Genomic DNA, 12530 nt, shown 5'->3' with positions numbered 1-12530 from the left:
TTCGTCGGAGGGGGACCTGATGTGGAACGTGGTGCTGGCAGCCGGCCGCATCGTCATGCGGGTGGTGCAGGTGTTCGTCCGCGCGACGGACGGTCCCGGGTCCCACGGCAGTGTCGGCCCCGCCTCGATGCCGACCCCGCCGCCCTCGGAGCGTGAGGAGTACCGGCCCTAGCCGGTCACGTAGGGTCCTCGTCGAGGGCGTCGAGCTCGCAGAGCGCACGGCGGGCATCGTCCACGCGCTCGTCCTCCGGCCGCGTCCACCACTCCGGACCGCGTTCACCCAGACCGTGCTTCGCGAGCCCGTTGCGGTGCCGGGCCTCGGCAAGGGCAGCCTCGTCGCCGTCGCGCTTCGCCCGCTTGACCGCGTTCCGCCCGCGCCCGAGGTGCGATCGCAGCGCGGCGGCCACGTCGTCGGGGATCGACGGGTCCGTCCGACGCCACCGTCGACCGTCCACGACGAAGAAGTGGTCGTCGGGCTCGGCGGGCATGCTCCCGAGTCTGCACCGTCGGTGGTCACCGGTAGACAGGTGGCGATGAGCGAAGCACGCACGCGTCCGGTGCTCGACGTCCGACGCATCTACGCCGAGGACGCCGCACTCGCGCTGCCCCGCGGGCAGGAGGTACTGGGGCGCTGGCCGGACGCCGAGATCGTCCCGGTCGCCTCGCACTGGAACATCCCCGAGGTCCACGGCGACGAGCGGAACGTGCGGCGGTGGGTCCGCATCAAGACCGAGGCGCTCGTCCTCGGGGTGAAGAAGTCGCTGGTCACCCGGCCGAACGGGCGCTCCGCGGACTTCATCGCACCGTCCACGGCGAACGGGTGCGCGATGGCGTGCGCGTACTGCTACGTGCCGCGCCGCAAGGGGTACTCGAACCCGGTGACGGTGTTCGCGAACATCGAGCAGATCACCAAGCACGTCGCCCGGAACATCGCGAAGCAGGGGCCGAAGACCGAGCCGAACCAGTGCGACACGGACTCCTGGGTCTACGACATCGGGGAGAACAGCGACTGCTCGGTCGACGCGATGCTCAGCGACAACGTTCGCGACCTCTGCGACCTGTTCCGGATGAGCCCCACGGCCAAGGCATCCTTCGCGACGAAGTACGTCAACCGCGACCTGCTCGACTGGGACCCGATGGGCCGCACCCGCATCCGGTTCTCGCTCATGCCGCACGAGACCGCGAAGGTGACGGACATCCGGACGAGCCCGATCGCCGAGCGGATCGCCGCCGTGAACGACTTCGTCGACGCCGGGTACGAGGTGCACCTCAACTTCTCGCCGGTCATCCTCACGCCCACGTGGGAGTCCGACTGGGCCGGACTGCTCGACCAGGTCGACGACGTGCTCTCCCCGGCGGCGAAGGCGCGGCTCGCGGCCGAGGTCATCTTCCTCACGCACAACGAGCAGTTGCACGAGGTCAACCTCGGCTGGCACCCGAGGGCCGAGGACCTGCTCTGGCGCCCCGACCTGCAGGAACAGAAGGTCTCGCAGAACGGCGCCGTGAACGTGCGGTACCGGTCGGGGATGAAGGGGCAGCTCGTCGAGCGCTTCCGGGAACTCGTGGCGGAACACCTGCCGAGCTGCCGCATCCGCTACGCGTTCTGACCCCGGTGCAGCGCGCGTCCGACACAGCGAACGCCCGCGCCGTCGAACGGCGCGGGCGTCAGCGGGACGGACGGATCAGTTGCCCGTCAGCTTGTCCTTGGCCTTCTCGGTCTCGAGACGACCCTCGCCCATGACCTGGTCCTTCTGGCCCTGGTGCTTCAGCTCGTCGTCGTCGGTGTGCTTGCCGACCGCTTCCTCGACCTTGCCGACGAGCTTCTGGGTGACGTCCTTCGCCTTGTCTCCGAGCGACATGGTGTCTTCCTTCCTCCGGGAACCGCCGAGGGTCCCCGGCGCCTGTGCCCTGAACACAACCAGCACGGAACGCGTGACTCGCGGCCGGGCCGCAGGTTCGTGTCCCCCGGTTGGTTCGAACGGGGTACGGATCAGGGGATGAGGCGGTCCGCGCGGTAGCGGTCGAACAGGTCGGCGAACGCACGCTCGGTGCGGCGGAACGCGGTGAACCCGGCCTCCCGGCTCTTGCCCATGTCGGTGACGACCTCCATCGTGCGACCGAGGTCGGCGTCCGTGTGCCACCAGGACGCCAAGCGGGTGATGTCGTGCTCGGCGAGGCCGTACCGCTCGGCGATCCCCGCCCATGCAGACTCGTACCGGGCCATCTGCTCCTCGAGCGGGCGTGCGGTGCCGTCGAAGCCGACCACACGCGCCGGGTCCACCCCGAGGTGCGCGGCGAGTCTCGGCCACATCCACCGCCAGCGGAAGACGTCGCCGTTCACCACGTTGAAGGCCTCGTCAGCGCCCTCGGGCGAGGTGGCCGCCCACACCATGTGCTCGGCGAGGATGCCGGCATCGGTCATGTCCGTGAGCCCGTTCCACTGCGCCTCGCTGCCCGGGAACACGAAGTCGAGGCCGAGCTCCTTCGCCAGCGTCGCCTGGACGGCGATCGTCAGGCCCATGTTCATGGCGTTGCCGACGGCGTGCCCGATCACCGTGTGCGACCGGTGCACGGACCAGGTGAAGCCCTGGCGCTCGGCCGCTGCGAAGAGCTCGTCCTCCTGCGCGTAGTAGAAGTTCGGGGTGTCGAGCCGGGGCTCCTCCTCGTGGAAGGGCGTGTCCGGCATCTCGCCCGCGGCGTACGCCTCGAACGGGCCGAGGTAGTGCTTCAGTCCGGTGACGAGGGCGACGTGGGCGAGCGGTGCGTGCGAGAGGGCCGCGAGGAGGTCCCGCACCATGCCGCCGTTGACGCGGATGTTCTCGGCCTCGGTGTCCTGCCGCTGCCACGCGGTGAAGAACACGTGCGTCGGCTGCTCGCCCGCCAGCGCGGTGCGCAGGGACTCCGGGTCGCGGAGGTCGGCGGCGACGGTGCGGACGCCGTCGCGGGGGTGCGGCCGCCGGGACAGGGCTGTGACCTCCCAGCCGAGGTCGAGCAGGTGGTCCACCAGTGCGGACCCGGTGATGCCGCTGGCACCCACGACGAGGGCTTCGTGTCGGACGGGCGTCGTGGCGGTCGCGGTCGGTGTGGTGTCGAGAGTCATCCCCGGGTGCAACGCAGGCGGGCGACAGGTGTTCCCTACCGGGGGCGGCGGATCCGGATGGGCCCCTTCGCGGTCGACGGGTCGACGACACTGCCGTGCTGGGTGATCTCGACCTCGCCGCGCGCGACCATGCGCCGCGCTGCCCGGCGAGCGGGCTCCATCAGGTCGCGCCACCCGTCCGGGTCGAGGGCGCGTGCGGCGTCGGACGGGCAGATGCTCGACGACCGGGCACGAGCCGCGAGCAGCTCGTCGATCCGCTGCTCGAGCGCCAGGTCGGTGGCGTCGAGGCCGTGCTTCCGGCAGGCGGACGAGCAGTACTTCGCGTCCGGGGCAGCGGACGAGGGCATCCGACGACCGCACGAGGCGCAGGTCCGTTCGGCGTGCTCGGCCTCGTTCGCGGCGGCGTCGGCCTCGGTCCTGATCGCGCGTCCCATGGACCCATCCTCTCCCTGGGCCACCAGCGCGCACACAGGACATCCGCACCCGCGCGGGGAGCGCCTGGCACCATCGGAGCGGTGAGCAGCCACGAAGGACCGGACCGCCCCGCCGAACCCGCGTGGGTCGAGCACGCCGTGTGGTGGCACGTCTATCCGCTGGGGTTCGTCGGCGCGGAGGTCCGGCCCGCCACCCCCGTCGCGGACCGGGTCCTCGAGCACCGCCTCGACCGCATCACCCCGTGGCTCGACCACGTCGTGGACCTCGGACTGAACGGGCTGTTGCTCGGACCGGTCTTCGCGAGTTCGACGCACGGCTACGACACGGTCGACCACTTCCGCATCGACCCGCGCCTCGGGGACGTCGACGACCTCGACCGACTCGTCGCAGCGGCGCACGAGCGTGGCGTGCGGGTCCTGCTCGACGGTGTCTTCAACCACGTGGGCCGCGAGCACCCGGCGTTCCGCGCGCTCGAGGGACAGGGGCCGGACGCCCCGACCGCGGACCTGTTCGCCGTGGACTGGTCGGGCTGGACCCCGGGGCAGCGTGTGCCGGTGGGGGACTTCGAGGGGCACGACATCCTCGTCGCCCTCGACCACGACAGCGCGGCCACGGAGGACCTCGTCGTCGAGGTCATGATGCACTGGCTCGACCGCGGGATCGACGGGTGGCGGCTCGACGCGGCCTACGCGGTGCCACCGGCCTTCTGGGCCCGGGTCCTGCCACGGGTGCGCGAGCGGTTCCCGGACGCCTGGTTCAGCGGCGAGGTCATCCACGGCGACACGGCAGCGATCGTCCGCGCGTCGACGATGGACTCCACCACGCAGTACGAGCTGTGGCAGGGGATCTGGCACGGCATCGCGGACCGGAACCTGTTCGAGCTCGCGCACGCGGTCGAGCGGCACGATGCGCTGCTGGCGACGCAGGCGCCGACCACGTTCGTCGGCAACCACGACGTCACCCGGATCGCGAGTGCCGTGGGGGAGCGGTTCGCCGGGCACGCGGCGGCCGTCCTCTTCACCGTGGCGGGGACGCCGGTCGTGTACGCGGGGGACGAGTACGGCTGGACCGGCGTGAAGGAGGAACGCGAGGGCGGCGACGACGCGGTCCGTCCGACGTTCCCGGACACCCCGCCGGCACCGGTGGAGCTGACCCGCACGTACGAGGCCCTCGTGGCGCTCCGACGCCGGAACCCCTGGTTGCACCGTGCCCACACCGACGTCGTGCACCTGACGAACACCGGGCTCGTGCTGCGGACCGCGACCGCGGACGCGGCCGTGGTGACGACGCTGAACCTCGCGGACGAGCCGGTGGAGCTGCCCGCGGCGGGTGCGACGCACGTCGAGGCGGGCGGCGGCGACCTGCGGGACGGGACCGTGCGCCTCCCGGCCGCTGGGTGGGCCGTCCTGACGGCGTGAGCCGACCCCGAGACTCGGCCCGCACGCAACGAGACTCGGGCTGAGCGACAGTCCTCGCGCACCGAACCGCGAGAAGTGTCGCTCAGCCCGAGTCTCGGGGGAGCGCGAAGAGCGAACCTACTTGCGCGCGGCAGCCGCCCGACGCTTGTTGAACACGTCGAACGCGACGGCGGCGAGCAGCACCAGGCCCTTGATGAGCGACTGGAACTCCGTGCCGACGCCGAGGATCGACATGCCGTTGTTCAGGATGCCGATGATGAGACCACCGACGATGGCGCCCGGCACCGTCCCGATGCCGCCCGTGACGGCTGCGCCACCGATGAACACGGCCGCGATGGCGTCGAGCTCGAAGCCGTTGCCCGCACCGGGCGCCGCGAGGTTGAGCTGGCCGGTGAAGACCACGCCCGCCAGGGCCGCGATCACGCCCATGTTGACGAACAGCAGGAACGTGACGCGCTTCGTCTTGACGCCGGACAGCTGCGCGGCGAGGGCGTTGCCGCCGATCGCGTAGACGTGCCGACCGAACACCGCGCTCCGCATGACGACCGAGTAGATCACCACGAGCGCGCCGAGGACGACGAGCACGATCGGCGTGCCGTTGTAGCTCGCGAGCAGCAGGGCGACGTAGATCACGAGCGCCGCGCCGAACGCCGTCTTCACGATGAACCAGGCGAACGGCTCGCTCTCGAGCTGGTACTTGCGGCGGGTCGCACGGCCCCGGAACGCCGTGATGACCATGATCGCGGCCGCGGCGATGCCGAGGACCATCGTGAGCGGCTCGTAGCCGGTGGTGCCGAACGACGGCAGGAACCCGGAGCCGAGCGACCGGAAGCCGGCCGGGAACGGCGAGATCTGCTGGTTCTGCAGGACGATCTGCGCCGCGCCGCGGAAGGCGAGCATGCCGGCCAGCGTCACGATGAACGCCGGGATCCCGAAGTAGGCGATCCAGAAGCCCTGCCAGGCGCCGACGAGCGCGCCGATCACCAGGCAGAGGACGACTGCGACCGGCCAGGGGAGACCCCACTGGGTGATCATCACACCGGCCATCGCGCCGCTGAACGCGACGACCGACCCGACGGACAGGTCGATGTGGCCGGCGATGATGACCATCACCATGCCGATCGCCAGGATCAGGATGTAGCTGTTCTGGACGATGATGTTCGACACGTTGATCGGTGCCAGGGTGATGCCGCTCGTCGCCACCTGGAAGAAGATCACGATGACGATCAGCGCGATGAACAGGCCGATCTGTCGGAGCTGCCCGGTGAGGTAGCTCGCTGCGGACTTAAGCGCGTTCATTGACAGGGGTCTCCCGTTCCTGGGTCATGTACTGCATGAGGACCTCTGGGGTGGCCTCGGAGCGGGGCACGTCGGCGGTGATCGTGCCCTCGGAGAGTGTGTAGATGCGGTCGCAGATGCCGAGGAGCTCCGGGAGCTCGGAGGAGATCACGATGATCCCCTTGCCCTGGTCCGCCAGGCTGTTGATGAGCGTGTAGATCTCGTACTTCGCACCGACGTCGATGCCCCGGGTCGGCTCGTCGAGGATGAGCACGTCGGGGTCGGCGTACATCCACTTCGACAGGACGACCTTCTGCTGGTTGCCGCCGGAGAGCTTGCCCGTGACGGCGTTCACCGAGGGGGCCTTGATGTTCATGCTCTTCAGGAACTGCGACGCGACCGTGGTCTCCTGCGAGCTGTTCACGAACCCCCAGTTGGCGAGCTTGCCGAGCGCCGACCCGGAGATGTTCCGCTTGATGTCGTCGATCAGGTTGAGGCCGTAGCGCTTCCGGTCCTCGGTCGCGTACGCGATGCCGTTGTCGATCGCGCGCGTCACCGTGTTCGTCTTGATCGGGACGCCGCGCTTGTACACGGTGCCGCTGATGCCGGTGCCGTACGAGTGCCCGAAGACGCTCATCGCGAGTTCGGTGCGGCCGGCGCCCATGAGTCCCGCGATGCCGACGACCTCGCCGGCCCGGACGGTGAGGTTCGCCTGGTGGATGATCTCGCGGGAGCCGTCGAGCGGGTGGTGGACGGTCCAGTCCTCGATGCGCAGGAGCTCCTCACCGATCTTCGGCTCACGCTCCGGGTAGCGACTCGACAGGTCACGGCCGACCATGCCGCGGATGATGCGGTCCTCGGAGACGTCGTCGCCGTGCATGTCGAGTGTCTCGATGGTCTTGCCGTCGCGGATGATCGTGACCTTGTCCGCGATCGCCTTGATCTCGTTGAGCTTGTGGCTGATGATGATCGCCGTCATGCCCTCGGCCTGCAGCGACCGGATGAGGTCGAGCAGGTGCGCGGAGTCGTCGTCGTTCAGCGCCGCCGTCGGCTCGTCGAGGATGAGCAGCTTGACGTCCTTCGAGAGCGCCTTCGCGATCTCGACGAGTTGCTGCTTCCCGACGCCGATGTCGACGATCTTCGTGACGGGGTTGTCCTTGAGCCCGACGCGCTGCAGGAGCGACGCCGCCTCGAGGTTGGTCTGGTTCCAGTCGATGAGCCCGCCCTTGACGCGCTCGTTGCCGAGGAAGATGTTCTCGGCGATCGACAGGAACGGGCTGAGGGCGAGCTCCTGGTGGATGATGACCACGCCAGCGGCCTCGGAGTCGTTGATCGAGCCGAACTTCACCGGCTGCCCGTCGAGGAGGATCTCGCCGTCGAAGGAGCCGTGCGGGTAGACCCCCGACAGCACCTTCATCAGGGTCGACTTGCCGGCGCCGTTCTCGCCGCAGATCGCGTGGACCTGACCGCGTTCGACCGCGATCGAGACCCCCTGCAGGGCCTTCACGCCTGGGAAGGTCTTGGTGATGTCCCGCATCTCGAGGATGGTGTCCGCCATGTGGACCGCCTTTCCGTCGTGCGCGCGTGCGCGCGCTGGTGGAGACGGACGGGAGGCGCGGTGCGGGCGTGCACCGCGCCTCCCGTCCGTGAGATGGGTCGCGCCTACTTCAGGTCGGCCTCGGTGTAGTAGCCGCTGTCGACGAGGACGGACTTGTAGTTGTCCTTCGTGACCACGGTCGGCTGGAAGAGGTAGGTCGGGACGACCTTCTCCTTGTTGTCGTAGCTCTTGGTGTCGTTCACCTCGGGCGTCTTGCCGGAGAGCAGGTCCTCGGCCATGGTGACCGACTGCTTGGCGAGCTTGCGCGTGTCCTTGTAGATGGTCGAGTACTGCTGACCGGCGATGATCGACTTGACGCTCGCCTGCTCGGCGTCCTGACCGGTCACGACCGGGAGCGGACGGTCCGAGGTGCCGTAGCCGGCGCCCTGCAGGGCCGAGATGATGCCGATCGAGATGCCGTCGTAGGGCGAGAGCACGCCGTCGAGCGTGGTGCCGCCGGAGTACGACTTCGCGATCAGGTTCTGCATGCGGGCCTTGGCGGTCGCCGGGTCCCACTGCTGCGTCGCGGCCTGGGAGAGCTGGTCCTGGCCGGACTGGATCTTCAGCGTGCCGTCCTCGAGGTACGGCTTGAGGGTGTCCATCGCGCCGTTGAAGAAGAACCCGGCGTTGTTGTCGTCGAGCGAGCCGGCGAAGACCTCGATGTTGAACGGGCCCTTCTTGCCGGTCTTCTCGCCCTTGTCGTCGAGGATCCCGAGGCCGGTGAGGAGGCTCGTGGCCTGGTCGACACCGACCTTGTAGTTGTCGAACGACACGTAGTAGTCGACGTTCTTGTTGCCGGTGAGCAGGCGGTCGTACGAGATCACCTTGATGCCTGCCTTGGCGGCGGCGTCGAGCTGGTCGGACAGGGCGCCGCCGTCGATCGACGCGATGATCAGGACCTTCGCGCCCTTGGTGATCATGTTGCTGACCTGCTGGGCCTGCTGCTGGACCTTGTTGTCGCCGTACTCGAGGTCGACCTTGTAGCCGGCCTTCTCGAGGTCGCTCTTGACCGCGTCGCCGTCCTTGATCCACCGCTCGGAGACCTTGGTCGGCATCGCGACGCCGACGAGGGCGCCCTTGTTGTCGCCGCTGCCGCCACCGCTGCCGGTGGCGCCACGACCCCCGGCGGAGCACGCGGCCAGGCTGACTGCCAGTCCGACGGCGACGATCCCCGCTGCGATCTTGCGCTTCATCATCGAAGTACCTCTTGTTCCTCTCACGTCGTCCTCGACGCGCTGGGTTCGGGCTGCTGTGCCCCTGGGGTGCTGCTCAAAGTGAGCGCTCACATCATGTGGGTTGTTTCACGGGGTGTCAACTCGTCGTGATCGTTTCGCGACCTTTCCTCGGTGCCCACTTCCGGGGGTACGGTTGCCCACGTGACGACCACGACGGCCCACGAGGGCAAGCGCCGGAAGGCGCCGACGATCTTCGACGTCGCCGAGCGCGCCGGGGTGTCGCACCAGACCGTCTCCCGCGTCATCAACGGCGACCCCACCGTCCGCGAGCAGTTCCGCGACCAGGTCGCCGCCGCCGTCGCCGAGCTCGGGTACCGGCCGCGCGCCGCCGCCCGGGCACTCGCCGGCGGCCGCTCCCGCGCGCTCGGCCTGGTCAGCACGGGCGACGCCCTCTACGGTCCGTCGAGCACCGCGATCGGCTTCGAGCGGGCAGCGCGCGCCGCGGGCTACCACGTCCTGCTGTCGACCCTGCCGGAGGACCCGGTCCCGGAAGACCTGTCCGGAGCCCTCGCGTCCCTGCTCGCCCAGGACGTCGCCGCCGTCGTGCTCGTCGCGGCCGACAACCGGGTGCTCGACGCCCTCGCGTCGCTGACCGTCCCCGTCACGGTGCCGGTCGTGGTCGCGAACGCCGTGCAGCGCGACGCCGCGTACACCGGGGCGGCGCCGAACGTCGCCGCGGTCGCGATCGACCAGGCCGCGGGGGCGATGCTCGCACTCGAGCACCTGTTCGCGAGGGGACACCGCCGCATCGTGCACATCGCCGGGCCGTCGGTGTCGCAGGAGTCCGAGGTCCGCCGCGCCACCTACGAGCGCGCGATGCGGGAGCGCGGACTCGAACCGGTCGTGCTCGAGGGGGACTGGACCCCGGCGAGCGGCTTCGCGGCGGCACGGACGATCGACGTGCACACGGTGGACGCGGTCTTCGCCGGGAACGACCAGATGGCGCTCGGAGTGCTCCACGCCTTCGCCGAGGAGGGGCTCCGCGTCCCGGACGACGTCGCCGTCGTGGGGTTCGACGACATCCCGGAGGCCGCGCACTTCACGCCTCCGCTCACCACCGTGCGGCAGGACTTCATGGCGATGGGGGAGCGGGTGCTCGCGTCGGTGAAGGCGCTCGTCGAGGGGCAGTCCCACGACGACGGGCTCATCGCGCCCGCGCTGGTGGTGCGCCGGAGCGCGTAGGGCGCGCGGGTGGGGCTCCCTCGCACGGTGCGAGGGCCTGCGGGGGCCTGCGCGGCGCGGCGCGGCTCACGGTGCGAGGTTTCGCTCACCGTGCGAGGTGATCGGCCCCGCACCGTGCGTGGAACCTCGCACCGTGTGACTGCCCCTCGCACGGTGCGGGGGCACGTGGGGCACGCGGACCGGCTCAGCGGGCGATCGGCAGCCAGACCCGCATCGGGGCCGCACCGCGGTTCGCCCACGCGTAGTACGGGATCGCGACCGCGCTCACGGGGCGCGCGGCGCCCGCCGCGTCGGCCTGGAGGCCCGGCTCGCCCCCGGCGCCACGGCCTGCGTCGTCGACGCTGGTCGCCTCGTCGGCCCGCTCCGCGCCTCCCGGCCGGGTCCCGTCGATCCTGCGGTACGGCCATGCCGGCTGCTCGCGAGAGGCGGGCGCGTGGCCCGGCACCCGCAGGGCGACGACGCCGTCGAGGAGGTCGTCGCGACGCTCCTCGGTCAGCGGCGCGTCCACGTCGACCGTCAGGTCGTCGACCGTGAAGCCCTCCTGGTCGGCCTGCTCGACCGCGTAGACGAGCGGACCGCGCTCGATCGCGACCTGTCCACGGGCGGCGTCGATGCGGTCGTCGGCGACGAAGCGGTGCGCGGTCGTGTCGAACGCGACCTCCACGGTGTCGCCCGCGGTCCAGTGCCGGTCGACGACGTGCAGGGTGCCGGGCGTCGGGTGCGCGACCCCGTCCGGCGTCGTCACGGCGGTCGTGTCCGACCATGCCGGGATGCGGAGGCCGAGTGCGAGCGGGCCGTCCTCGGTCACGGTGACGACCACGCGGCCGTCGTGCGGGTACCCGGTCTCGATGCGGACCCGCCCGAGGTCGGCTGTCGCGTACTGGTGTACCTGCAGGCCGCCGTCGGCCTGGGTCGCGAGGTAGCCGTCCAGGCTCGCGAAGGTCCGCATGATGTTCGGCGGGCAGCAGGCGCAGTCGAACCAGCCGCGGCGGCCGTGCGCGGGGGAGCGGTTCTCGTCCTGGTGCGCGTGGTCGCGGTGCTGCAGCGGGTTGACGTAGAAGTACTCGGTGCCGGCGAGGCTCACCCCGGCGAGGAAGGCGTTGTACAGGAGGCGCTCGATCGCGTCGGCGTAGACGGGCTTCCCGGTCGCCAGCAGCAGCCGCCACGCCCACTGGACCCCGCCGATGGCGGCGCAGGTCTCGGCGTAGCCGCGGTCGGTGGGGAGCTCGTACGGGTCGCCGAACGCCTCCCAGTCCCACCGGGCGCCGAGACCGCCCGTGATGAACGCCTTCGTCGCCATCATGTCGGCGAACTGGCGCTCGCTCGCGGCGAGGAGCTCGGTGTCGCCGGCCTCGATCGCGACGTCGACGGCGCCGGCGGCGAGGTACACCGCGCGGACGGCGTGACCCTCCACGGTCGTCGCCGCACGTGCGGTGACCCGGTCCGAGAAGTACGTCGGCTCGCCGCCGGCGCGCTCGATGATCCCGTGGCCGCGGGCGTCGACGAACCAGTGCGCGAGGTCGAGGTACGCGCGCGTGCCGGTCTCCCGGTACAGCTCGACGAGACCCATCTCGACGACCGGGTGGCCGTCGATGTCGGCGGTCCTGCCGGGGCCCTCGCCGAAGGTGGCGACGAGGTGGTCGGCGTTCTTCGTCGCGACGTCGAGCAAGCCGGTGTCACCGGTCGCACGGTGCTGGGCGACCGCGGCCTGGTACAGGTGCCCGGCGCAGTACAGCTCGTGGCTCCACTTGAGGTCCGTGTAGCGCTCGCCGTTCCCGCGTACCTGCTGCACGGAGTCGAGGTAGCCGTCGTCCGCCTGGGCCCGGGCGTACAGCGCGGTGACCTCGCGCTGGAGTTCCAGGAGGTCGTCAGCGGGGGCGCGTCCGTACTCCCACGCCACCGCTTCGAGCCACTTCGTCACGTCGGAGTCCATGAAGATCGGTCCGACGGCCTCGCCCTCCTCATCACCGGCTGCGATCCGGAGGTTGCGGAAGTTCCCGGCCGCCTCGAGCTGGTGGTAGCCGCTCCGGACGGCGTCACGGCCGTTGCGTTCCTGCCGGAGGGCCCAGAACCCGCCGGTGATCCGGGCGGCGCCGGCCGACAGGGGGCGGTACGCCAGGTGGGCTGCGTCGGTCGGGAGGACCGGGGTCGCGGTCTGCGCACGGCTGTCGGTCGCGAGCGTGGTGGTCATGTCGCCTCCTTGCGAACTGACGGCGCTCCCGTCCAGGAAAGCGCTTATCCGGGAGCAGGCTAGGGCGCGGTGGCGGCGGCCGCAAGGGGTCGGG

The 12530-nt window shown here is 70.5% G+C and carries 12 protein-coding genes; 4 read left to right on the top strand and 8 right to left on the bottom strand.

The features are described 5' to 3' along the window. The first annotated feature begins 19 nt into the window (after positions 1 to 19). Positions 20 to 172 carry a hypothetical protein gene (locus MON03_RS12595; RefSeq protein ID WP_242088724.1) on the top strand — a complete coding sequence of 51 codons (153 nt, stop codon included), beginning with the start codon at positions 20 to 22 and terminating at the stop codon, positions 170 to 172. A 4-nt stretch (positions 173 to 176) separates the two neighbouring features. On the opposite strand, the gene MON03_RS12590 is transcribed toward MON03_RS12595, so the two are convergent. Then, positions 177 to 488, bottom strand: a complete 312-nt coding sequence (locus tag MON03_RS12590; RefSeq protein ID WP_242088723.1) for a biopolymer transporter Tol — start codon at positions 486 to 488, stop codon at positions 177 to 179. A gap of 45 nt (positions 489 to 533) precedes the next feature. Here MON03_RS12590 and MON03_RS12585 point away from each other — a divergent pair, with 45 nt between their 5' ends. Continuing rightward, entirely contained in the window at positions 534 to 1607 is a 1074-nt protein-coding gene (locus MON03_RS12585) for a spore photoproduct lyase family protein (protein ID WP_242088721.1), read from the top strand. 75 nt (positions 1608 to 1682) lie between these two features. On the opposite strand, the gene MON03_RS12580 is transcribed toward MON03_RS12585, so the two are convergent. The 3 genes from MON03_RS12580 to MON03_RS12570 form a co-directional block, all read right to left on the bottom strand. Further along, positions 1683 to 1859, bottom strand: a complete 177-nt coding sequence (locus tag MON03_RS12580) for a CsbD family protein (RefSeq protein WP_022903567.1) — start codon at positions 1857 to 1859, stop codon at positions 1683 to 1685. A gap of 131 nt (positions 1860 to 1990) precedes the next feature. Beyond that, positions 1991 to 3100, bottom strand: coding sequence for an SDR family oxidoreductase (locus MON03_RS12575; RefSeq protein WP_242088719.1), 1110 nt, complete (start codon positions 3098 to 3100; stop codon positions 1991 to 1993). Positions 3101 to 3135: 35 nt separating this feature from the next. Next, the gene (locus MON03_RS12570) at positions 3136 to 3534 is read right to left on the bottom strand and encodes a DUF3253 domain-containing protein (RefSeq protein WP_022903569.1); all 399 of its coding nucleotides are present in this window, start codon (positions 3532 to 3534) and stop codon (positions 3136 to 3138) included. An 81-nt stretch (positions 3535 to 3615) separates the two neighbouring features. Here MON03_RS12570 and MON03_RS12565 point away from each other — a divergent pair, with 81 nt between their 5' ends. Then, a complete protein-coding gene (locus tag MON03_RS12565; RefSeq protein ID WP_242088717.1) occupies positions 3616 to 4953 on the top strand; it encodes an alpha-amylase family glycosyl hydrolase in 1338 nt (445 codons plus the stop codon). A gap of 117 nt (positions 4954 to 5070) precedes the next feature. On the opposite strand, the gene mmsB is transcribed toward MON03_RS12565, so the two are convergent. The 3 genes from mmsB to chvE all read right to left on the bottom strand — a co-directional run bounded on the left by mmsB (position 5071) and on the right by chvE (position 9024). Next, positions 5071 to 6252, bottom strand: coding sequence for a multiple monosaccharide ABC transporter permease (mmsB, locus tag MON03_RS12560; RefSeq protein WP_022903571.1), 1182 nt, complete (start codon positions 6250 to 6252; stop codon positions 5071 to 5073). After that, entirely contained in the window at positions 6239 to 7789 is a 1551-nt protein-coding gene (gene mmsA / locus MON03_RS12555) for a multiple monosaccharide ABC transporter ATP-binding protein (RefSeq protein ID WP_022903572.1), read from the bottom strand. Before mmsA ends, mmsB begins: the two co-directional genes overlap by 14 nt. Before the next feature lie 104 nt (positions 7790 to 7893). Further along, on the bottom strand, positions 7894 to 9024 hold the full coding sequence (chvE, locus tag MON03_RS12550; protein ID WP_022903573.1) for a multiple monosaccharide ABC transporter substrate-binding protein: 1131 nt from the start codon (positions 9022 to 9024) through the stop codon (positions 7894 to 7896). Between the two features lie 180 nt (positions 9025 to 9204). Between chvE and MON03_RS12545 the strand changes: the two genes are divergently transcribed. Next, positions 9205 to 10245, top strand: coding sequence for a LacI family DNA-binding transcriptional regulator (locus tag MON03_RS12545; RefSeq protein ID WP_242088715.1), 1041 nt, complete (start codon positions 9205 to 9207; stop codon positions 10243 to 10245). A 184-nt stretch (positions 10246 to 10429) separates the two neighbouring features. Here MON03_RS12545 and MON03_RS12540 read toward each other — a convergent pair whose 3' ends face one another. After that, a complete protein-coding gene (locus MON03_RS12540) occupies positions 10430 to 12436 on the bottom strand; it encodes a glycoside hydrolase family 127 protein (RefSeq protein WP_242088713.1) in 2007 nt (668 codons plus the stop codon). Positions 12437 to 12530 lie beyond the last annotated feature (94 nt).

Origin of the sequence: Curtobacterium sp. DN_7.5 (assembly GCF_022655355.1) — a bacterium.
Lineage (GTDB): Bacteria > Actinomycetota > Actinomycetes > Actinomycetales > Microbacteriaceae > Curtobacterium > Curtobacterium luteum.
The sequence above is the reverse complement of the archived record's forward strand: the minus strand, read 5'-3'. Positions and strand labels throughout refer to the sequence as shown.